The organism is Brucella grignonensis (genome assembly GCF_002252505.1).
GTDB lineage: Bacteria > Pseudomonadota > Alphaproteobacteria > Rhizobiales > Rhizobiaceae > Brucella > Brucella grignonensis.
In genome coordinates, this window is sequence record NZ_NNRL01000163.1 from 295845 (window position 1) to 318374 (window position 22530).

The following is a 22530-nucleotide window of genomic DNA, read 5'->3' on the forward strand; positions in this document are numbered from 1 at the left end:
TCAGGTATAAGTATAAGCCATGACGAATGATACGATGAGAACCACAAGCTGGCTCGATCTGGCCAATCCCACGCGCTTCCTCGCCTTTGCGGGCAAGGTCTTGCCATGGCTTGGGCTTCTGTCTGCGCTGTTTCTGGCCATCGGCCTCTATATGGTCTTCTTCCTGTCGCCGGAGGACTACCAGCAGGGCATGACGGTCCGCATCATGTATATCCATGTGCCTTTCGCATGGCTTTCCATGATGTGCTACTCGATCATGGCTGTTTCGGCGCTGGGCACGCTGGTCTGGCGACATCCGCTGGCCGATGTCTCGATCCGCGCAGCTGCTCCCCTGGGTGCTGTTTTCACTGCGCTTGCGCTCGCCACCGGTTCGCTCTGGGGCAAGCCGATGTGGGGCACGTGGTGGGTGTGGGATGCGCGGCTAACTTCGGTCTTTGTGCTGTTTCTCATGTATCTCGGCATTATTGCGTTATCGCGTGCCATGGATGATCCCACCAAGAGCGCCAAACCAGTGGCCGTGCTCACGCTGGTCGGCTTCATCAATATTCCGATCATCAAATTCTCGGTCGACTGGTGGAACACGCTGCACCAGCCAGCTTCGGTGTTCCGCATGGACGGCCCGACCATCGACGCATCCATGCTGCGCCCGCTTTTCGTGATGGCCATTGGCTTCACGCTGCTGTTTCTCACTCTGCACATGATGGCCATGCGCAATGAAATCTGGCGCCGCCGCGTGGCTATGATGAAAAAGCTCGCAGCCCGCAATGCAGATCGCAGCCGTATGAAAAGAGAACGGGCTGAAACCCAGGGGGAGGCGGTATGATGAGCCACGTGGCTTTTGTTGTAACGTCCTATGGCCTCGCCGCCGGGGCACTTGCCATCACCATCGGCTGGATATTGATCGATCAGCGTATCCAGAAAAGCGAATTGAAGCGGCTTGAGGCGCAGGGCGTGCGCCGTCGTTCTGCAAAAGCCCCCGGTAAAGCACAATGACCGAAACGACCGAGAAGCCAACCGCGCCAAAAAAGCGCTCCACATGGGTTGCCCTGCTGCCGCTGGCGATTTTCGTCGGACTGGCAGCGGTATTTGCAGTCCAGCTTCTGTCGGGCAAGGACAATACGACGATCCCTTCCGCGCTGATCGGCAAGCAGGCACCGCAGACGAATCTACCGCCCGTCGAAGGCCTGATGCGCGATGGCGCGCCTGTGCCCGGCCTCAACAGCGAAGAGTTTAAGGGCAAGCTGACACTGGTGAATGTCTGGGGGTCGTGGTGCGTTCCCTGTCGTCAGGAGCATCCGCTCTTGATGGAAATCGCCAAGGACGAACGCATCCGTGTGGTTGGCCTCAATTACAAGGATCAGCCGGAAAATGCGCGCCGCTTCCTTGGCGATCTCGGCAATCCCTTTGCAGCCGTTGGTGCTGACCGCGCCGGGCGCTCAGCCATTGAATGGGGCGTCTACGGCGTGCCGGAAACCTTCCTCGTCGATCAGAACGGCAAGATCGTCTACAAGCATGTCGGGCCGTTTACGCCGGAGTCTGTAAAAAATGATCTGATGCCTGCGGTGGAGAGGGCGCTTCAGTAATAGTTGAGCTTATTCCTGAACCGATGATCTGAGGTCATGTTGCAGCTTTTCGAGCATTGGAGCAGGCATGTTCAATCCCTCGAAATCGCAATATTCATCAAGAAGTTCGGGAGATTTCTTTTTGAACTTGGCGGTGTCTACTTCACCCTCATTATTCACAGCTCCGACCTTATAAAGAATGTCAGCCGTTGCTTTGATCGAGATACGTCCAAGTTTGAACGCGATTACTTCCTGTTGATCTCGCGCCATGATCGTAGTTGTGTCCAGCTTAAACTCTGAAGGCATATCTAGCGTGAGATCCATGACGCTAATCTTGTTGGTTTCCAGAGCCTCATAATATTGCTTGCCTAGATCGTAAGCTTTTTGTGTAAAACTGGATGACAGAAGGTATGAAGAGGCCGCTGGTTTTACAATATTTCCGATGTTTTGGATGAGGATAGCGCATTGAAAATTCTTTAGGGATTTAGCAGGAAGCGCTAGATAATCTTGCTTGGTTAGTTCTTGGCTTTGCGCCGGTGCAATAGACAATAAAGAAGTAGCTATAGATGCACAAAATATGGCTCTCAAATTCATGGCTTCCAATCTCCTGATAAAATAAAAGGGCTCCGGAGAGCCCTTAGTAAAATATTTTCTTATGAAATCAATCCGGCAACTTCCGGACCGCACCCTTGGCAGCACTGGTTGCCATCGAAGCATAAGCCTTCAGCGCGGTGGAAATCTTGCGCTTGCGCTCTTCAAGCGGTTTCCAGCCCGCTGCATCCTGCTCGGCGCGGCGTTCTGCCAGCGTTGCATCATCAACAGCCAGATGGATCTTGCGGTTCGGAATGTCGATATCGATGATATCGCCTTCGCGCACCAGCCCGATCGTGCCGCCTTCGGCTGCTTCCGGCGAAACGTGACCAATCGAGAGGCCTGAAGAGCCGCCCGAGAAACGTCCGTCAGTGATCAGCGCGCAAGCCTTACCCAGACCCTTCGACTTCAGATAGCTGGTCGGATAGAGCATTTCCTGCATGCCAGGGCCGCCACGTGGACCTTCATAGCGGATCAGCACAATGTCGCCAGCCTTGATCTTGCCATTCAGAATGCCGAGTACTGCGGTATCCTGACTTTCAAAGATGCGGGCAGGGCCGGAGAATTTCAGGATGGAGTCGTCCACGCCAGCCGTCTTCACGATGCAGCCGTCTTCGGCCAGATTGCCGTAAAGCACGGCCAGACCGCCATCCTGACTGAAGGCATGTTCCTTGGAGCGGATGACGCCTTTTTCACGGTCGGTATCGACGCTGTCAAAGCGTCGTTCCTGAGAGAAGGCAACCTGCGTCGGCACGCCACCGGGTGCAGCCGAATAGAACTTGTGCACCATGTCGCTGTTGGTGCGGGTCACGTCCCAATGATCGAGCGCCTTGGCAACCGTTTCGCTGTGCACGGTCGGCAGATCGGTATTGATCAGGCCTGCCTTGTCGAGCTGACCGAGAATGCCCATGATGCCGCCTGCGCGGTGCACATCTTCCATGTGAACGGTATTGTTGGCAGGCGCGACCTTGCAGAGCACCGGCACGCGGCGCGACAGACGGTCGATGTCGGCCATAGTGAAGTCGATCTCGGCTTCCTGTGCGGCTGCAAGCAGATGCAGAACCGTATTGGTCGAACCGCCCATGGCTATGTCGAGTGTCATGGCGTTTTCAAAAGCCGGGAAGCTTGCAATCGAGCGCGGCAGCACGCTTTCGTCGTCCTGCTCGTAATAACGGCGGGCGAGGTCAACGACCAGATGACCGGCTTCCACGAAGAGGCGCTTGCGGTCGGCATGGGTTGCTAGTGTCGAGCCATTGCCCGGCAGCGACAGGCCGAGAGCTTCGGTGAGGCAGTTCATAGAGTTTGCGGTGAACATGCCAGAGCACGAGCCACAGGTAGGACAGGCGGAGCGCTCAATCGCCTTGACCTGATCGTCGGTGTAGCTGTCATCGGCTGCTGCAACCATCGCGTCGACGAGGTCGAGCTTCTTGACCTGATCGTCCCAGACGACCTTGCCTGCTTCCATTGGTCCGCCGGAAACGAACACGACCGGGATATTGAGGCGGAGTGCTGCCATCAGCATACCGGGAGTGATCTTGTCGCAATTGGAAATGCAGACCATCGCATCGGCGCAATGGGCATTGACCATATATTCGACCGAGTCGGCGATGAGTTCACGCGACGGCAGCGAATAGAGCATGCCGTCATGGCCCATGGCGATACCGTCATCGACCGCAATGGTGTTGAATTCTTTTGCCACGCCGCCAGCGCTTTCAATTTCGCGCGCGACGAGCTGGCCGAGGTCCTTGAGGTGCACATGACCGGGCACGAACTGGGTGAACGAGTTCACCACGGCAATAATCGGCTTGCCGAAATCCTCATCTTTCATGCCGGTGGCGCGCCATAGGCCGCGCGCGCCGGCCATGTTGCGACCGTGGGTGGTTGTACGCGAACGATAAGGAGGCATTTTCAAACCTTTTAGCACTATTTCAGAGTGAACCTCGCCCTTTAAATAGGGTCGAAATGCGCTCTATTCTACTTTGTTGACGCACATCTTATCCGAAAACTGCTTCACACTTTTCGGGATGCACTAAGCTGTGATGCCGGTATGGCAGAACCATTTCCGCAGAGCAAAGCGCAAATTGCCCCAGCGCTTGCACCGGTCGCGATCCTTTATGGACATTGCGTTCAGCGGAAAAGTTCAGGCGTGCAACAGCAATTGCAGGCACCGACAGGATCAATCTAGCATATTATTGTTATAATGCAAAAGATTTAAAGCTTTAAACGTAAGGAAATTTCTTAAAGCTCATTTGTTGCAGAAGCCATGGCGCTATCGAGCAGTGCGTTGGCTGTCTTCATGCGCTGCTCTGCTGCCAAACGAAATTCTTGCGGCAACCGGTCGGGATGGTTTTGCGCCGCAAACCGACGGCGCAGCTGTTGAAGCTCTGCCCGTTTCATTTCGGGCCGCAGATTAAGTTCTCTGCGAATGGACGCTGGGGATTGGCTTTCCATGCGCTTTGCAAGTTCGCGCATTTCGCGATCAAGCTTGCCCTGATCAGTTTCAAAATCCTGAAAATCGAACTGTGGGACTGTTTTTTCCGTCGGATAAGTCCCGTTTGAAGCTGGACTGAACCCGGCGGAAAACACTGCGGATGCGAGACTATCAGTCAGGCGTGATGGACGATCAGCGCTGTCGCGCTCTGCTTCAGCTTCTTTCAGCACGGTTGCGAAATCGGGGAAGCTGTGACGCATCAGACGCGTTGAGCCATATTGGGTGTAAATGCCGAAGCCAGCGCCCTTGTCAGTACATAAGGCGGAACGGGCTTCTGAAAGATCGGCATCTCCGGATAGCGTGTCGCGAGATGAGCAGGCAGTCCACCGCCAGTGTGAATGACCACGAAAATGTTTCTGCTTTTCAGCCTATCAAGAATGGGTTCCAGATCACCATCAGCCAGATTGACGTCGAGAATGGCTGCATCGACATCCTGCCGATTTATAATGTCTATGGCCTGCTTTACGGTTCCCACGGGGCCGACAACCGTTCCGTTGGCATCTTCCACAGTGGCGGCCACGTCGAGGGCGACAAAAATTTCGTCCTCCACGACCAGTACGCGCCTATGTTCAAGATTATCCATCTTCTTTTCCAGTGTCGCTTTCGATCTAATCTTTCGTAAAGCCCATTTGGGCGGGCTAACATAGAGTCAATGCGCAAGGACACAGGGAGGTTCCCTGAATGATCAGGATAATAGACTAATGGTGAATCAAATCTTTACCGCGCAGCCATTTGAGGCGTTGAGACGGGCGGATCGGATTCGGCCAGATCAAACTCATTCTAAAACGCGGTAAATGTAAGGGTCGTCAGCGAACGCACGATATTTGGAATGTTCAGCACGTTTTCGTTGATGAATTTGCCGATATCGTCACCTTCCGCGACATAGATTTTGGCAAGGAGATCATATTCGCCACTGGTCGAATAGAGCTCCGATACGATTTCACGCTGATAGAGCGTGTCCGCAACCTCATAAGTCTTGCCGGGCGTACATTGCAGTTGCAGGAAAACGGGCTTCATATCTCTTCCTTTCGCGGCAAACCGCTCGTTGGCCGCCGGCTGACCACTGGCTAATTGTCAACTTGGCCATACGGCTAGACCGCCGATTGCGTTTGCAGGTTTCAAGCACGGGCGGATATGTGAAATCAAGAGCGTTTCACCAGAATAGTCTGTGTTTCTATTGCCATTCTAATTTACTGAATTGTGTTTTTAATTAGGGGAGGCGATAAGAGTCACTGACAGTTAAAATAAGATAAGAATTATATGCTCTATGTACTACCAGCCGTTCTGCTCCTGTTTTCACTGGCCTTCGTTGTTGTCTGGGCTGTAGATAAGCTGCGTCGCTATCTTTTATGGTGCGCGTTGTGCTTTCTCTGCATTGGCTTGGCCATGCTCGCCCAGCTTGTCGACATACCCGTCGATGATGGCCAGAACACGATGCTGACTGCCACAATCTATGTGCTTGGCACTTTGGCCGGCGGGCATGGGATTCTGCGTCGATCGGGTCTTGGTTTGCCGCTTTGGTTCGGTGTTGCAAGCCTTGTGCTGATCCTCGGCGGCATTATCTATTTTCTCTATCCCCATCCAAGCCTGCTCGGTCGGGTATATGTACTCAATCTCGGGCTCGCATGTGTGATGCTGGGTATTGTCTGGTATCTGCGGAGCCTCGTTTATGGTTCTCCCGCCGACAAGCTCATTTTCGGCATGTTGGTTCTTGTGGCAGTCCAGTTTTTTCCGCGCACATTGCTGACGGCGCATTCCATTGTCAGTGAAGATACGCCGGTTGATTTTGCCTTCACGCCTTTCTGGCAATGGACGGTTTTCTCAACGGCGGTCGCAGCGGTCATTGCCGGGCTGGTGCTTTTTGCAGCAGCGGGCGCTGATCGGTTCGATGAACTAGCTCACGAGCGCGATAGCGATCCCCTTACAGGACTTCTCAACCGTCGTGGGTTGGAAACACGCATGCTGGACATGGAGCGCAGCAATATTTCCGGTTGGATCGTGGCTTGTGACATCGATTATTTCAAAACGATCAACGATGTTTATGGGCATGCAACGGGTGACGCTGTTCTGCAAGAATTTGCAGATGTTTTGCGATCTTGTCTAAGAAGCCGTGATTTGACGGCACGTACGGGTGGTGAGGAGTTTATTCTTTATCTCGATGACATGACGTCGGATGCTGCCTTTGCGCTGGTCGAGACTATCCGGAAAAGCATCACAACCTACGAGTTTTCTCGTCTTTCAGATAGTGTGAACGTTACGTGCAGCTTTGGTGTTGTCAGGCTTCGTCACAAGGATGATCTCTGGCAAGCCGTGGAGCGAGCCGACAAGATTCTTTATGCTGCCAAAGAAGCGGGTCGTGATCGAACTTTGTTTGAAGAGAATTTTTCCTGACTATACGGAGCGATCTTGTGGGGATGAAGGCTTATAAAATTGCCGTGATGGTCGACAAGCCGACGCAAAGAGATGCTACTAAACCTCTTTCTTAAATTCATACGAAGCGAGTTAGCCGAAACCCCATGAAGTTTTTATCTGCTTTGATGTCGAATTCTTTCGGCGCTCACCTTTTATCGTTTGCCATTTTGTCCGTCGTCGTTTCTGTGAGCGCACCGTCCATGGCCATGACAGCACTCGAAAAGGCGCAGCTTGAAAAACTCGATCCTGCAACGCGTCTTGAGCAGCGCTGCGATGTCGAGGCGATGGAGCGGATCAGCCGAGATGAGAGAAAGTTTTCGGTCGACAAGGTTCTAGCCTATGCTTTTACCGATCCTGTCGCGGGAAAGAATAGCATTCAGGCTGACGGTGCTGCCTTCCGCAGCCGTGAGCATTGGTATAAGCTTGCTTTCGTCTGCAAGACGGACAATGAGCACATCAACGTCGTGTCATTCCATTATGATATTGGCGATGAAGTTCCACAGGAACAGTGGGACAAACATTATCTTGTCCCCTGATCGTTGGGATCGCTATTGTTCACTATCATCAGCACGACAGGCTGAAAGCAGTGTCACTTCTTTGGCTGAATCGTCGGCTTCGAGATGGCTTAAAATGCCCTGTCCGTCTTTTTCAGCCCAGCGATAGCTGTCCTGTTCATCCATGGCGACGTATTTTTTGAGAGCGTCGTGCCATTGCAGCGCGACCAATTTGCCTTCTGCGTCAAGCACAGCGAAAGCTGGCTCCTCGCCTGCATGAATATAGGTGACGGGAACGACAACGCCGCGTTCACAGACATAGTCTACGCGAATAACAGAGTCCCGATTTATCGTCTGCGCCAGACCGGGACTTGTCATGAGAACAGCCATGACGAATGCGATACCCGCATTGAATAGACTTTTTTGCATAATCACCTCTCTGTCGCCTTCGCTGGGGTCAGTCTGTGAAAGCTATCCTCACGTTTTAGAGCGCGTTTCGATCTGATTGGATCAGATCGGCGATCTAATCATTTGCTTTTATGCGCATCTTTCCCGAAAACCGTTTCATACTTTTCGGGATGCGCTCTAATATAGCGACAATTCATTTCGAAATATGAAACTGTGTTTGCCGTAACCAGCTTGGCGATGCGTAGCGAAAAAACTCTTAAAATTTGAATTTTATACGGGAACCGAATCCATCTTCGTCCGTTATAACTCTGCTGGTCGTTAGATCGGCCGGGACCCGGAGTAAATTTGCCCCCGCAATCCCAACCCGGGTCCCACTTTTAAGGGGCAGAATGATCATTCCCGAATTTATTGGGATTGCTCGGTCTTTTTACAGCCGTTTATATTGATGAAATTAAAAAGAATTCATATTGAATACCGGTGATTTCCGTATGACGATTAATATTATTATTGCCTTTGTTATTGTTGGATTACTCTCGTTGAAATTCAAACGATGCAAGACTGGCTTTTTATTATTAGGCTTTGGTGCCGTTTTATATAGCGCAATTGCTTCTGCAATTCTCCCCGATTATCTGATGAGCCGCCTGCAATCATCCTATTCATCGAAATTGCAGACGCCGCTTGAAGACAATATTGCCTTCATCATCTTCGGCATGGGAACCCAGACGGTCGATGTACAGGGGCGGAATGTGGTCGAGCCGCTTGCCTTCTCTTACGGGCCAATCTTGACGGCGGTTGCCATGAACCGTCAGTGTGTCGAGCTGAGTCTCAGCTGCAAATTTATCGTCAGCGGTGCCGATGTGGCTGGAACGGGTGTTTCCGAGGCCGCGTCGATTGCCAAACAGTTGGAAAAGGCCGGTGTCGATCCGGCTTCCATCCTGCTTGACGAAAAGAGCCGCAACAGCTGGCAGAATGCCAGGAACACGGCGGCAAACCTGCGCCAGATCAGACCGACGAAGGTTGTTCTGTTGCAAGCTGCGCCGATGATGAAGCGCGATCTTCTTTATCTTGCGCATTTCGGCGTGAAGCCCGAGCCGGTCGCTGCCGGTTATCTGACCGGATCGCAAACCAATATGTCTTCGGCAGGCCTGTATTTCCTGGTGACTGATCTGGCGCTTCACGAGGAAATCGGCGTCTGGCGCTATACGTTCTACAATTTTATGGGCTGGAACGAGCCGAAGCAGCCTCCGCTCGAACTGGGGCAGGCCACGAGTGGTCAGCCTGCCGCTGGAACGGTGCCGGTTGCCGTGCCCACGCTGGCCCAATGAGTTGATGATACTATTGCTGGCATGTTTCGACATGCCGATGGAAAAAATATCCCCGAATTATCCCGCAAAGCGAGTAGATTTTTCGAAGTCGTTTCAAATAACGACAGACTTGTGGCATCCTGTCTTCAATGAGCTCTGATACTGTCTTGGCCAATGAAACATGGAGGCGGTCATGAAGATATCGAGATTTTCGCTCACTTTGGCAGCAGTGGTCGCTGTGGCTTCGCTGACCGGGACGGTTCAGGCAAGTTTTGCCGATCAGACGCTTTTGAATGTATCTTATGATCCGACGCGCGAGCTTTACAAGGATTACAACGCGGCCTTTGCAAAACACTGGAAGGATCAGACTGGCGAAAATCTGACCATCCGCGTTTCCCATGGCGGTTCGGGCAAGCAGGCACGCTCCGTCATTGACGGCGTCAAGGCTGATGTCGTGACACTTGCGTTGGAAAGCGATATTGACGCGATTGTCGAACATTCCGGTAAAATCGACAAGGATTGGCGCAAACGCCTCCCGGATAATTCCTCACCCTATACCTCCACGATTGTTTTCCTTGTGCGTAAAGGCAATCCCAAGACCATCAAGGATTGGGGTGATCTGGTAAAGGATGGCGTCGAGGTCATTACGCCAAACCCGAAAACTTCGGGCGGTGCACGCTGGAACTATCTGGCGGCCTGGGCGTGGGCCTATAAGGAATATGGCGGCGATGAAGCCAAGATAAAGGATTATATCGGCGAATTGTTCCGCCATGTGCCGGTGCTCGATACAGGTGCACGCGGTTCGACCACGACCTTCGTGCAACGCCAGCTTGGCGATGTGCTGCTGGCTTGGGAAAACGAAGCCTATCTTTCGATCGCTGAATTCGGTGAAGATGCTTTTGACATTGTGGTTCCGCCTCAGTCCATCCTCGCAGAACCACCCGTGGCGCTGGTCGATAAGAATGCCGATGAAAACGGAACCCGCAAGGTTGCCGAGGCCTATCTCGAATATCTCTATTCGCCCGAAGGTCAGGCGCTTGCATCCAAGCATTTTTACCGTCCATCCAAGCCGGACGTCGTGCCTGCTGACCAGAAGCGCGAGTTTCCGCAATTGCAGCTTGTGACGATTGATGATCCAATCTTTGGCGGATGGGCCAAAGCGCAGCCTTATCACTTCGGCGATGGCGGTACATTCGACCAGATCTACAAGCCTGCGAAGTAAATCCACTCGTGGTCTGATTCCGATAGGATGCAGTCACACGAAAGATCAATAAAAGGGAACAAATATTGATGTCTTCGCGCCCTGCACCGGTCAGAGCAGGGTGGCATTTCAGAAAACCGAGTGTCATTCCGGGCTTCGGACTGACGCTCGGTTTTAGTGTCGCCTACTTGACTCTTCTTATTCTTATTCCGCTTGCGGCTCTCGTGCTGCGCTCGACCGATGTCGGGCTGTCGGGTTTTTGGCGTATCGTCACCGATGAACGCACCATAAGAGCGCTTGAAACCAGCTTTGGCACAGCCTTCATTGCAGCGCTTGTCAACGTTGTGTTTGGCGTGATCCTGGCCTGGGTGCTGGTGCGCTATCGCTTTCCGGGGCGACGGTTCATTGATGCAATCGTGGATATTCCGTTTGCACTTCCAACGGCTGTTGCCGGTATTGCGCTCGCTTCAATCTATGCACCCAATGGCTGGATCGGCAGCTTGCTGGCCCCATTTAATATTCGGATCGCTTTTTCGCGCGCAGGCATCGTTGTGGCGTTGATCTTCATCGGCCTGCCATTCGTGGTACGCACAGTGCAGCCCATTATGGAAGAAATCAGCCGTGAGGTTGAGGAAGCTGCAGCAACCCTTGGCGCGTCGCGTTTCCAGACAATCTGGCGGGTGCTTCTGCCAAGTTTGCAGCCAGCGATTCTCACTGGCTTCGCACTCGCTTTCGCACGCGGGGTTGGTGAATATGGTTCCGTGATCTTCATCGCGGGCAACACACCCTATGTGTCGGAAATCGCGCCCTTGCTGATCGTCATCAGGCTTGAAGAATATGATTATGCCGGAGCGACCGCGCTTGCGACCGTGATGCTGGCGCTTTCATTTGCCATGTTGCTGTTCATCAATCTGATCCAGTCCTGGACGAGAAAGAAGTATGGCTATGGCGAATGACATAACAACTTCGATGCGCAGTGCCGTGACGGAAAGTCTGCCGACGCGGCTCCTTTTGATTGGCATAGCGCTGGTGTTTCTGGCGCTCTTCCTCATTCTGCCGGTGGTCGCAGTTTTTGTCGAAGCCTTCCGTAAGGGAACGGAAGAGTATCTTACTGCGCTTGTTGAGCCGGATGCCTGGGCAGCAATCAGGTTGACCTTGTTGGTTGCGGCAATATCCGTGCCCGTCAATCTGGTGTTTGGTGTCGCCGCTGCTTGGGCAATTGCCAAGTTCGAGTTCAAAGGTAAAGCCGTTCTGACAACCTTGATTGACCTGCCATTTTCGATATCGCCGGTTATTTCCGGTCTTGTTTTTGTGTTGCTGTTTGCAAGTCATGGACTGCTTGGACCATGGTTATCGAGCCATAATATCCAGATACTCTTTGCGGTGCCTGGTATCGTGCTGGCAACACTCTTTGTGACATTTCCATTTGTGGCGCGCGAACTCATTCCGCTGATGCAGGAACAGGGAAGCGGTGATGAAGAAGCCGCAATTTCTTTGGGGGCAAATGGCTGGCAAACCTTCCGTTATGTCACCTTGCCCAACATCAAATGGGGGCTTCTCTACGGCGTTTTGCTCTGTAATGCGCGGGCGATGGGCGAGTTTGGCGCAGTTTCTGTGGTGTCGGGCCATATTCGTGGTCTTACCAATACAATGCCGCTGCATGTCGAAATCCTCTACAATGAGTACAATTTCGTCGCAGCATTTGCCGTCGCCTCACTGCTGGCACTTCTTGCTCTCGTGACCTTGGCACTAAAAGCATTTCTTGAACTGCGTTACGGTGATGAACTGGCTGGCAGTAACGGTCATTAACAACTAACTTATATACGAGAATAAGCCGCCCAAGCTTTGTTTTGGCAGTTGGCGGTAGGGGAAAGGACTGGGAATGGAAGTTCGTGTCGCCGGTGTGCGTAAAGAGTTTGCTCGCTTTCCGGCATTGCATAATGTGTCGCTGGACATCCGCTCGAGCGAGTTGATTGCTTTGCTTGGGCCATCGGGTTCAGGCAAGACAACCTTGCTGCGTCTGATTGCCGGGTTGGAAAAACCAACCGAAGGCGCTGTTTATTTTGGTGAAGAGGATGCTTCGCACAAGAGTGTGCAGGAGCGTAATGTCGGCTTCGTATTCCAGCACTATGCGCTGTTTCGCCATATGACGGTTGCTGAGAATATCGGTTTTGGTCTGAAGGTTCGCCCGAGCAGTACACGTCCTGCTACAGTCGAGATCAGGCGCCGCGCGCTTGAATTGCTCGATCTTGTGCAGCTGAAAGGGCTTGAAAACCGCTATCCGTCGCAGCTTTCTGGTGGTCAGCGTCAACGCGTGGCGCTTGCGCGCGCCATGGCTATCGAGCCGAAAGTCCTGCTTCTCGACGAACCGTTCGGAGCACTTGATGCTCAGGTTCGCAAGGAGCTGCGCCGTTGGCTTCGCGAGATTCACGACAAGACCGGACACACGACCGTATTCGTTACCCACGATCAGGATGAAGCGCTGGAACTCGCAGATCGAGTGGTGGTGATGAGCCAGGGCCGTATCGAGCAGATCGGTACGCCTGATGAGGTCTATGATACGCCCAATTCGCCTTTCGTTTATGGCTTCATTGGTGAATCCAGCACTCTTCCTGTGCGCATAGAAAAGGGTGAGCTTTGGCTGGCCGATCGCAATATTGGTCTGACAGTCGATAGCGTCGCCGATGGTGACGCACGATTGTTTTTCCGCCCCCACGATGTCGAATTGCTTGACGGTTGCGGTGGCTGCATTGCCGGTACAGTCATTGCAAGCCGCAGGTCTGGCGGTAAACGCCGTGTGGAACTTGAAATCGGCGGTGCGCGTGAGCGTGTCGAAATCGAGATACCGGCGGAGCATCCGGCTTCGGAAAAAAGCCGCATCGCTTTCCGTCCTCGCTATTGGCAGGTTTTCGGAAATGATGATGCGCCAGATGCAGTAGAAAAACCTTCGGTTCTGGCTGAAACGCATTCGTGATTTAGGCTGACCTCACAGGCAGTTATCAAGCTGACATCCGCGTTGTTTGACAAATGCGGATGTCTTTTTGTCTTTTGGGGGCAAAGCACGCGACCGAGGCATTTTCGCAATCTATTACGCAGAGTAGTATTATTCTTATTTTCAGTATGTTAGGGTTGCAAAAGGCGCATATTTTATAACGCAACATTAATGTTCGGAAAGAATTGTGCGTTGCGATTCAAACGGTTTGAATATCAGCACAACCCGTCGTCGCATTTTGGCCAAATGATATCGACATTCAGGGAACCGAATACGGATACTGTCGTTCCCCTGATATGAAAATTCTCAGTGCATTCAGTATCCACCCGCCGCATTTAACTTATTCCCTTCGGAAAGGCTGTTAAGGCACATGCCGGAATTGTCTTCTTCGCCGTCTAATTCGTCCATTGCCGATCGCAAGACTTCGGATCAGATTCCGCCCGAGCAACCCTCTCCGATACGTGCTCTTTACAAAAGCGAGGATGAGCTGCGCGAACTCGCGGCCTCCGTTGCACGTGGCGAAGAGCTGGACTTGCCCGGCTATCAGGCTTTTGAGTTCGATCAGCGCCTGTCTGAAAATGGCAAGCTGATCCTGCATGCGTACCGCTCGTCCGATGCGGCTTCTCGCGCTGGCGAGACGATTACGCCAGCCGCTCAGTGGCTGCTCGACAATCATTATCAGATCGACAAGACCGTCCAGCAGACACGCCGCGATCTGCCGCGAAAGTTCATCCGCCAGCTGCCGCCCTATGAGGCCCGCGTTGAAAAATATCAGGACATGCCGCGTATTTTCGCGCTTGCATGGCTTTATGTTGCTCACACCGACAGTAATTTCTCGCTCAAGTCGCTGACGGCGCTTGTTCAGGGCTTTCAGACTGTCGCGCCGCTGAAGATTGGTGAGCTCTGGGCGCTGCCATCGGCTGTGCGCTATTTCCTCATTGAGAATGCGCGTCGTCTGGCGCTGCGCGTTGATCGCGCGCGCAATATGCGCAATCTCGCCAATACTGCTGCTGATCGCATCGTCGTTGCCACAGATAAGGATGAGCTCGAAACGGTTCTGGCACAATATGCGCAAGCAGCACGTGACAGCACATTTGCCACGCATCTGCTGTATCGTCTGCGCAGCGCTTCGACCGATACATCCGCTGCCGCAAGCTGGCTGGAGCGTATTCTCGAGCAGGAAGGCAGCAATCCCGAAGACGCCATCGTTGAAGAGCATGCCCGCCAGTCCACCGGTGGTGTGACGATGGGCAATGTCATCACCAGCCTCAAAAGAATTGACGATATCGATTGGGAAACCTGGTTTGAAACCGTCAACGAGGTCGATGCAATTCTGCGCGACCACAGCGATTTTGAACTTCTGGATTTTCGCTCGCGCAATGCCTATCGCGTGACGATTGAAAAGCTCGCTCGCTTTTCGAATATGAGCGAAATCGACATCACCTGGGCAGCACTCAAACTTGCAGAAGACAGCAAGTCCGCGGGACCAGCAGATGTCAACGGCGCGGAAGGTAAGGGCTCGATCGCCTATTATCTTTCGGGCGAGGGACGCTCTGAGCTTGAAAAGATGTGCGGCTACAAGGCGCCATTCGGCGTCAAAGCCCTGCGCTTCTATCGTAATCTTGGCCTGTTGGGTTTCTTCATCCCAACAGCCATTTTCACGATTCTGATTCTGCTGACGGTCAATTATTGCATGAGCAGGGCAGGTCTTTCGACCGACCTGCGTACTTTGTTTACGCTGCTCGCGATTTTCCCGGCAATGGACGCGTCTTATTCGCTGTTCAATGCGCTGGTGCCCTGGTTTGTGCAGCCGACGCGCTTGATCGGCTTTGAATATAAGGAAGGCCTGCCAGTTGAGGCGCGCACGCTTGTTGCCGTGCCGACGCTTATCAATTCGCGTGATTCCATAGATGAGCAGATCCGCAATCTTGAGGTCCATTATCTCACCAATCCGCGCGGCGAGATTTATTTCGCGCTGGTCAGCGACTGGGTGGATGCCAAGCAGGAAATCACGCCTGCGGATATGGAAATCTACGAATATGCGCGCGATGAAATTGCCAAGCTCAATGAGCATTATACTGGCGGCGAACAGCCGCGCTTCTTCCTGCTTCACCGTCGCCGCCTATTCAATGAAAAGCAGAGCTGCTGGATGGGCTGGGAGCGCAAGCGTGGCAAGCTGCATGAGCTGAATCTGCTGCTGCGCGGTGATCAGGATACGAGCTATTTCCCGCCGGACGAGCGTCTGCCGAAAGACGTTAAATTCGTCATGACGCTGGACGCCGATACGCGACTTACGCCAGAATCGGTCACCAACCTTGTTGGCAAGCTCAGCCATCCGCTGAACCGTCCGGTTTTCGACGAGAAAACCGGTAAGGTTGTTCGCGGTTATGGCATTTTGCAGCCTCGTGTGACGCCTTCGTTGACGACAGGCGACGAAGCTTCATTCCTGCAGCGCGTGTTCTCGGTCAATCGCGGCATTGATCCTTATGTCTTTGCTGTTTCTGATTCCTATCAGGATCTTTTGGGTGAAGGCACCTTCACCGGTAAGGGTCTTTACGATATCGACGCCTTTGAAATTGCGTTGAAAAATCGCGTTCCAGAGAACACACTTCTCAGCCACGATCTGCTCGAAGGCGGCTATGCCCGCGCAGCGCTGGTCAGTGATGTCGAAGTCGTTGAAGATTATCCGACCGGCTACAATGTCGACGTGTCGCGTCATCACCGTTGGGCACGTGGCGACTGGCAGCTTCTGCCATGGCTGTTCTCGACAGGTCGTGGTGTCAGCGCGATCACGCGTTGGAAAATGGTCGATAATCTGCGTCGTTCGCTCAATCCGATCCTGTGGCTGCTTGCAGCCATTATCGGCTGGAGTGTACTGCCAATTGGACCGGCTGCTGTCTGGCAGGGCTTCCTGATCATCAGCATGTTTGTGGCGCCGACCTTCGGCATCGTCACCAACCTCATTCCGTCAAATATGGACTATTCGCTGAAAGGCCATGCGCAGTCGGTTCTGACCGATATTGCACTGGGTACGGCGGATGTGGCGCTGCGCACCACCTTCATTGCGCATTCCGCGTTCCTGATGGCTGATGCGATTGCGCGCACGATTTATCGCCTGTTCGTATCACGCCGTAACCTGCTCGAATGGCGTACGGCGGCACAGGCCAAGTCCGCGCCCGACACTCTGCTGTTTTACTTCCAGATGATGTGGCCAGCCATTGTTATTGCGGGTCTTGCGATCTTCATGCCTCTGGCAGCTGAGAGCCACGCAGCGATGATTGCTGCACCCTTTGCCGTGATCTGGTTTGCGTCACCGCTGATTGCCTGGCTCGTCAGCCGTTCTGCCAAGCCGCAGGATACGCTGGAAGTGCTGTCCTCTGACAAGTCGGATTTGCGCCGTTATGCGCGCCGTACCTGGCGCTACTTCGCCGAATTCGCGAATGAGGAAAACAACCATCTTCCACCCGATAACTTCCAGGAAGATCCAGCTCCGATTGTTGCGCAGCGAACGTCACCAACCAATATCGGCGTTTATCTTCTCTCGGTGGTTGCCGCGCGTGATTTTGGCTGGATCGGTTTTGCTGAAACGCTGGACCGCGTCGAAGCCACCGTCAATACGCTTGAGAAGATGGAGAAATATCAGGGCCATCTCTACAACTGGTATGAGACCAATACGCTGACGCCGATGCGTCCGCTTTACGTCTCTGCTGTGGACAGTGGCAATCTCGCGGGCCATCTTGTCACCCTTTCTTCCGCGCTGGAAGAATGGGCGGAAGCGCCATCGGTCTATCTCCAGGCCGATCTCGACGGCATTCTCGACGTCAACGACGTGCTTGAGGAAACGATTGCGCGCATCCCGGATGATCGCCGTATCCTGCGTCCATTGCGCCGTCGTCTGGAAGAACGGATCGCCAATTTCCGTCGTGCAGTGCGCACCATCAAGGAAGAGCCGGAAACGGCATCGTTCCGCACCATCAATCTGTCGCTCTTTGCGACCGATATTGTGCGCCTGATGGAAGAACTCGACAGCGAGATCGAAACACCTGCAAGTGCTGAAGCGCGTGAGTGGGCTTATATTCTCGTTGAAACCTGCAAGGCCCACACCGACGATTCGACGGGCGAGCACAACACCGATGAGCTGCGTGAACGCCTGCGTGATCTTGCATCCCGTTCGCGCCAGCTGGCCTTTGACATGCAGTTCGGTTTCCTTGAACGGAAAGAACGTCGTCTTCTGTCGATCGGTTTCCGCGTGCAGGAAAACGAACTGGACGAAAGCTGCTACGATCTTCTGGCATCGGAAGCTCGTCTTGCGAGCTTGTTTGCCATTGCCAAGGGCGACGTGCCGGTTGAGCATTGGTTCAAGCTTGGCCGTCTTCTGGTTCCAGTTGGCTGGAAGGGCGCTCTGCTCTCCTGGTCCGGCTCGATGTTCGAATATCTGATGCCGCCGCTGGTTATGTCGGAGCCGCTTGGTTCGCTGCTTGACCAGACCAACAAGCTCGTTGTGCAGCGTCAGATCGACTACGCGACTTCGCGTGGTCTGCCTTGGGGTATTTCGGAAGCGGCATTCAATGCGCGTGACGCGCATATGAACTACCAATATTCGAACTTTGGTGTGCCGAATCTCGGCCTTCAGCGTGGCCTGTCGCGTAATGCGGTTATCGCGCCTTATGCGAGCTTGCTGGCTTCGCAGTATCAACCTGCCGCGGCTGTCGCCAACCTGAAGCGATTGGAAAAGCTTGGTGCGCTTGGCCGTTATGGTTTCCACGATTCCGTGGACTTCACCCCATCGCGTGTTCGTGAAGGTGAAACCTGTGCAGTGGTGAAAAACTACTATGCCCACCACCATGGCATGTCGATCATTGCGGTTAACAACGTGATCTTCGAAGGCCGCATGCGTGAACGCTTCCATTCCGATCCGGTGATTGAAGCAGCCGAACTGCTGTTGCAGGAAAAGGCACCACGTGAAATTCCGATGATCTATGCGAAGACGGAAAATCCGATGCGTGTGGATTCGGGCGGTTTCGATGATGCGCCAATGCGTATTATTGATGTGCCGTTCAAGGCCCCGCGTACAACGCATATGATGTCGAATGGTCAATATGCGCTGATGGTGACGGCGAATGGCTCAGGCTATAGTCGCTGGCACAATTGGGACATCACCCGTTTCCATGCCGATGCGTCGGAGGATTTGCAGGGCACGTTCCTGTTCCTGCGCGATATGGAAAGCGGATACTGGTGGTCGGCGACCGGCGAGCCGGTACGCAACCCCGAGGAAGAAACCAAGACTGTCTTCACCGAAGACAAGGCGGAGTTCTACAAGACTGCCGGTGACATCAAGACGGTCATGGAAGTGATCGTTTCGTCAGAATCTGATGGTGAAGGCCGCAGGCTCGATATCATCAACACCAGTGCGCGGGATCGCGTGATTGAAGTCACGTCTTATTCCGAACTGGTGCTGACCGATAGCGACAGCGATGCAGCACATCCGGCATTCGCCAAGATGTTTGTCGAAACCGAAATCGCTGACAATGGCTCGACCATCTATGCGAAACGCCGCAAGCGTGCGCCGTCCGATCCGGATATTCATGTAGCCCATTTCGTGACCGATTTGTCGGGCTCGATCCGAGAGACAGAAGTCGAAACCGACCGTCGCGCTTTCATCGGTCGCGGTCGTTCGCTGCGTGATGCCGCAGCCTTTGATGAAGGTGCGACATTCACCGGAAGCCAGGGCTGTGTGCTTGATCCGATTGCATCGGTACGCACCCGCGTTCGCGTTCCGGCGCATAAGAAGGTGAGCCTCGTCTTCTGGACCTTTGCAGGTGGAAGCCGCGATGCGGTTGAACATGCGGTCGCGATGCATCGTCATCCGGAGACCTTTGCGCGCGAATATTCGCTGTCATGGACGAGTTCGCAGGTGCAGCTCTACCATATCGGCATCAAGCCGGCGGAAGCTGCTGACTACCAGAAGGTGGCAGCCTATCTGCTCTATCCGGAACGCACCTTGCGTCAGCCGCCTGAAACGATTGCAAGCGGCCTTGGCAAGCAATCCAACCTCTGGCCGATGTCGATCTCCGGCGATTATCCGATCTTTGCTCTTCGCATTGATAATGAAGCCGATCTTGATGTGCTGCGTGGCGTGCTGCGCGCGCAGGAATATTGGCGCAGCAAGGGCCTGACGGTTGACGTCGTTGCAGTCAACGAACGCGCATTCTCCTATGCGCAGGATACGCAACGCGCCATCGACTGGATCGTGGAAGGTTTCCGCGCTCGTGGCGGCGGTCAACCGCATATCTTTGCAGTTCGTCGCGATCAGATGAGCGAGGAAAGCTACAACACGCTTCTCGCGTCTGCTCGGATCGTCATGCATGCGCAGAACGGTTCGCTTGCCGAACAGCTGCGCCGCAGCGAAGAAATCACGGTTGATCTGGCCGCACGAAGTGATGCCAAAACACCGGTCACGGCCCAGCAAGGGCTGGGTGCAGCAGGGCTTGCACCTGTTGCGCTTGATCGCGGCACGGAAGAACGTCGTCTGGTTGCCAAGCCAAAGCCAGTGACACGTCCGGCTCCAGCGGGTGACGATCTCCAGTTCTGGAATGGTTATGGCGGTTTTGCCGAGGATGGCAGCTACGTCGTGCGGATCAACAACCGCACAACCACGCCGCATCCATGGATCAACGTGATCGCTAATCCGGATTTCGGGTTCCATGTTTCGGCAGAAGGTTCAGCCTTTACCTGGGCAGGCAACAGCCGTGATTATCAGCTTACCCCGTGGGCAAATGATCCGGTCACCAACCGTCCGGGCGAAGCGATCTACGTTCTTGATCGTGAAACGGGCCGCAGCTTTGCACCAACGGCGAATGTGCTGCGCGACGAAGCTGTCACCTACGAAGCCCGCCACAGCCATGGCTACACCACGTTCTCGGCACAGCATGGCGAACTGGCACTGGAACTCACCCACATTGTGGATGCCGAAAAGCCGGTTCGGCTTTCGCGTCTGACGATTACCAATAAGGGCCGGTCCAAGCGCAAGCTGCGTGCCTATGGTTATGTGGAATGGGTTCTGGGCAATGCCCGCGCCAAGAATGTGCCTTTCATCGTGCCATCGCAGGATGAAGAACTCGGTGCGCTCTTTGCAGGCAATCCGTATCATCCGGACAAGTCCGGTCAGGTGGCGTTCTTTGCGGCAACCGAAAAGCCGCAATCGGTCACGGCTGATCGTGGCGAGTTCATCGGTTCGACAGGATCGGTCGACAGGCCAGAGGTTGTACTTGCCGGCAAAGCGCTTTCGGGCACGGTAGAAGCAGGACGCGATCCATGCGCAGCGCTTGCGCTCGATATTGAAGTGGGTCCGGGCGAAAGCCGTGAATTGGTCTTCCTGCTCGGCAATGCTGCCGATCAGCAGCAGGCAAAAGCGCTAGTCGCAGAAAGCCGCAAGGCTTCCTTCGATGACAAGCTGAATGCTGCGGCCAAGCATTGGGAAGGGCTGTTCAGCCGCGTACAGGTCAAAACGCCTGATCCGGCCTTCGATCTGCTGATCAATGGCTGGTTGCCATATCAGGCGATTGCCTGCCGTATATGGGCGCGTGCTGCCTTCTATCAGGCCAGTGGCGCGTTCGGTTTCCGTGACCAGCTGCAGGATACGCTGTCGCTTCTGCTGATTGATCCTTCATTGGCTCGTGCGCAGATCCTCAATGCGGCCTCGCGCCAGTTCCCGGAAGGCGATGTGCAGCATTGGTGGCTGCCAGCAACGGGTGCAGGCGTTCGCACGCTGATCTCTGACGATGTGGTCTGGCTTGGCTACGGCACATCGCTCTATGTGGAAACGACGGGTGATCGCGCGATTCTCGACGAGAAGCTGCCATTCCTTGAAGGCCGCAAGCTCGAAGAGGGTGAACATGATGCGTTCTACGAGCCGCAAATCTCGAAGAACACTGAAAGCCTTTATGAGCATTGCGCATTGGCGCTCGATCTTGCGATCGAACGTACCGGCAAGCACGGTCTGCCGCTGATCCTTGGCGGCGACTGGAATGACGGCATGAATCTTGTCGGCGTCAAGGGCGAAGGCGAAAGTGTGTGGCTTGGCTGGTTCCTTGCCTACACGCTACGCCAGTTCATCCCGATTGCTGAATCGCGCAAGGATACGAAGCGAGCAAACGCGTGGGAAAAGCATCTCGAAAGCCTGACCAAAGCACTGGATCGCGATGGCTGGGATGGCGAATGGTATCGCCGTGGCTTCTTCGACAACGGTGCACCGCTGGGTTCGAAGGAAAGCGACGAATGCCAGATCGATGCTATCGCGCAATCATGGAGCGTGTTGTCAGGTGTTGCCGATCCGAAGCGTGCCGAACAGGCAATGGCTTCGCTCAAGAAATATCTGCTCGACGATCAGGGCGAATTGCTGCGTCTGTTCACACCGCCTTTTGACAAGACGGTGCAGGAGCCGGGTTACATCAAGGGCTATCCGCCCGGCGTTCGTGAGAATGGCGGTCAGTACACGCATGGTGCAACATGGGCTATTCTGGCATTGGCTCGCATGGGCAAGGCCGCGGAAGCGTGGCGTCTGTTCTCGCTCATCAGCCCGGTCAACCATGGACGCAATCCAGATGTCTACCGCGTTGAGCCATATGTGATCGCAGCCGATATCTATTCGGTCGAGCCGCGTCGGGGACAGGGCGGCTGGACCTGGTACACGGGTTCCGCTGGCTGGTTCTATCGCGTGGCGACAGAAGGCATTCTTGGTGTCACAAAACGTGGTGATCGCCTGCATCTTGATCCGGCATTGCCGCCTGAATGGGACGGCTATGAAGCTGACCTGCGCTTCGGCGATGCGGTCTACCATATCAAGGTGGTGACAGGTGCTAAGGCAAAGGCGATCAAGCTCAATGGACGTAAAATCACCAAGCCCGATGAAGGGGTTGCGATCAAGCTCGATGGTGAACATGAGATCATTGTAGAGCTTCCCAAATCTGAATGAAACATTTAAAAAGGCGGGTGAAAACCCGCCTTTCTTTTGGCTGCCAAGCATTTGGTTTGGTTGCAAGCAATTGCATGTCTCCCAAAAGTGGGAACCGGTTT

At 54.0% G+C, this 22530-nt stretch carries 17 protein-coding genes; 11 read left to right on the forward strand and 6 right to left on the reverse strand.

Translation table 11 applies throughout. The features are described from left to right. Positions 1–19: 19 nt before the first annotated feature. From CEV33_RS15250 to CEV33_RS15260, 3 genes are read left to right on the forward strand one after another with little or no spacing between them, the layout of a single operon-like run. On the forward strand, positions 20–823 hold the full coding sequence (locus CEV33_RS15250) for a heme ABC transporter permease (RefSeq protein ID WP_094541271.1): 804 nt from the start codon (positions 20–22) through the stop codon (positions 821–823). After that, positions 820–993, forward strand: coding sequence for a heme exporter protein CcmD (gene ccmD / locus CEV33_RS15255; protein ID WP_094541272.1), 174 nt, complete (start codon positions 820–822; stop codon positions 991–993). The genes CEV33_RS15250 and ccmD overlap by 4 nt, the downstream gene beginning before the upstream one ends. Next, complete coding sequence (locus CEV33_RS15260; protein WP_094541273.1) at positions 990–1583, forward strand: DsbE family thiol:disulfide interchange protein; 594 nt, start codon at positions 990–992, stop codon at positions 1581–1583. Before ccmD ends, CEV33_RS15260 begins: the two co-directional genes overlap by 4 nt. Before the next feature lie 9 nt (positions 1584–1592). On the opposite strand, the gene CEV33_RS15265 is transcribed toward CEV33_RS15260, so the two are convergent. The 5 genes from CEV33_RS15265 to CEV33_RS15285 form a co-directional block, all read right to left on the reverse strand. Further along, the gene (locus CEV33_RS15265; protein WP_094541274.1) at positions 1593–2156 is read right to left on the reverse strand and encodes a hypothetical protein; all 564 of its coding nucleotides are present in this window, start codon (positions 2154–2156) and stop codon (positions 1593–1595) included. A gap of 67 nt (positions 2157–2223) precedes the next feature. Next, complete coding sequence (gene ilvD, locus CEV33_RS15270; protein WP_094541275.1) at positions 2224–4059, reverse strand: dihydroxy-acid dehydratase; 1836 nt, start codon at positions 4057–4059, stop codon at positions 2224–2226. Between the two features lie 332 nt (positions 4060–4391). Then, positions 4392–4844, reverse strand: a complete 453-nt coding sequence (locus CEV33_RS24700) for a hypothetical protein (RefSeq protein ID WP_094541276.1) — start codon at positions 4842–4844, stop codon at positions 4392–4394. Next, complete coding sequence (locus tag CEV33_RS15280) at positions 4844–5227, reverse strand: response regulator (protein ID WP_094541277.1); 384 nt, start codon at positions 5225–5227, stop codon at positions 4844–4846. The genes CEV33_RS24700 and CEV33_RS15280 overlap by 1 nt, the downstream gene beginning before the upstream one ends. 197 nt (positions 5228–5424) lie before the next feature. After that, entirely contained in the window at positions 5425–5661 is a 237-nt protein-coding gene (locus CEV33_RS15285; RefSeq protein ID WP_094541278.1) for an Lrp/AsnC ligand binding domain-containing protein, read from the reverse strand. 243 nt (positions 5662–5904) lie between these two features. On the opposite strand from CEV33_RS15285, the gene CEV33_RS15290 reads away from it, so the two are divergent. Both CEV33_RS15290 and CEV33_RS15295 read left to right on the forward strand, forming a co-directional pair. Further along, the gene (locus tag CEV33_RS15290) at positions 5905–7035 is read left to right on the forward strand and encodes a GGDEF domain-containing protein (protein WP_094541279.1); all 1131 of its coding nucleotides are present in this window, start codon (positions 5905–5907) and stop codon (positions 7033–7035) included. 125 nt (positions 7036–7160) lie between these two features. Then, on the forward strand, positions 7161–7592 hold the full coding sequence (locus tag CEV33_RS15295; RefSeq protein ID WP_374816295.1) for a DUF930 domain-containing protein: 432 nt from the start codon (positions 7161–7163) through the stop codon (positions 7590–7592). Positions 7593–7604: 12 nt separating this feature from the next. Here the strand turns inward: CEV33_RS15295 and CEV33_RS15300 are convergent, their stop codons facing one another. Next, positions 7605–7979, reverse strand: coding sequence for a lysozyme inhibitor (locus tag CEV33_RS15300; RefSeq protein WP_328588571.1), 375 nt, complete (start codon positions 7977–7979; stop codon positions 7605–7607). A 467-nt stretch (positions 7980–8446) separates the two neighbouring features. On the opposite strand from CEV33_RS15300, the gene CEV33_RS15305 reads away from it, so the two are divergent. The 6 genes from CEV33_RS15305 to CEV33_RS15330 all read left to right on the forward strand — a co-directional run bounded on the left by CEV33_RS15305 (position 8447) and on the right by CEV33_RS15330 (position 22429). Further along, positions 8447–9283 (forward strand): YdcF family protein, encoded by an 837-nt coding sequence (locus CEV33_RS15305; protein WP_094541741.1) that lies wholly within the window; start codon positions 8447–8449, stop codon positions 9281–9283. Between the two features lie 172 nt (positions 9284–9455). Continuing rightward, the gene (locus tag CEV33_RS15310) at positions 9456–10484 is read left to right on the forward strand and encodes a sulfate ABC transporter substrate-binding protein (protein WP_094541280.1); all 1029 of its coding nucleotides are present in this window, start codon (positions 9456–9458) and stop codon (positions 10482–10484) included. Between the two features lie 68 nt (positions 10485–10552). Then, entirely contained in the window at positions 10553–11419 is an 867-nt protein-coding gene (cysT, locus tag CEV33_RS15315) for a sulfate ABC transporter permease subunit CysT (protein ID WP_094541281.1), read from the forward strand. Beyond that, positions 11409–12272: a sulfate ABC transporter permease subunit CysW gene (cysW, locus tag CEV33_RS15320; RefSeq protein WP_094541742.1), complete on the forward strand. Its 864-nt coding sequence runs from the start codon at positions 11409–11411 to the stop codon at positions 12270–12272. The genes cysT and cysW overlap by 11 nt, the downstream gene beginning before the upstream one ends. A gap of 73 nt (positions 12273–12345) precedes the next feature. After that, positions 12346–13437, forward strand: coding sequence for a sulfate/molybdate ABC transporter ATP-binding protein (locus CEV33_RS15325; protein WP_094541282.1), 1092 nt, complete (start codon positions 12346–12348; stop codon positions 13435–13437). 388 nt (positions 13438–13825) lie between these two features. Continuing rightward, a complete protein-coding gene (locus tag CEV33_RS15330; protein ID WP_094541283.1) occupies positions 13826–22429 on the forward strand; it encodes a GH36-type glycosyl hydrolase domain-containing protein in 8604 nt (2867 codons plus the stop codon). The last annotated feature ends 101 nt before the right edge of the window (positions 22430–22530 follow it).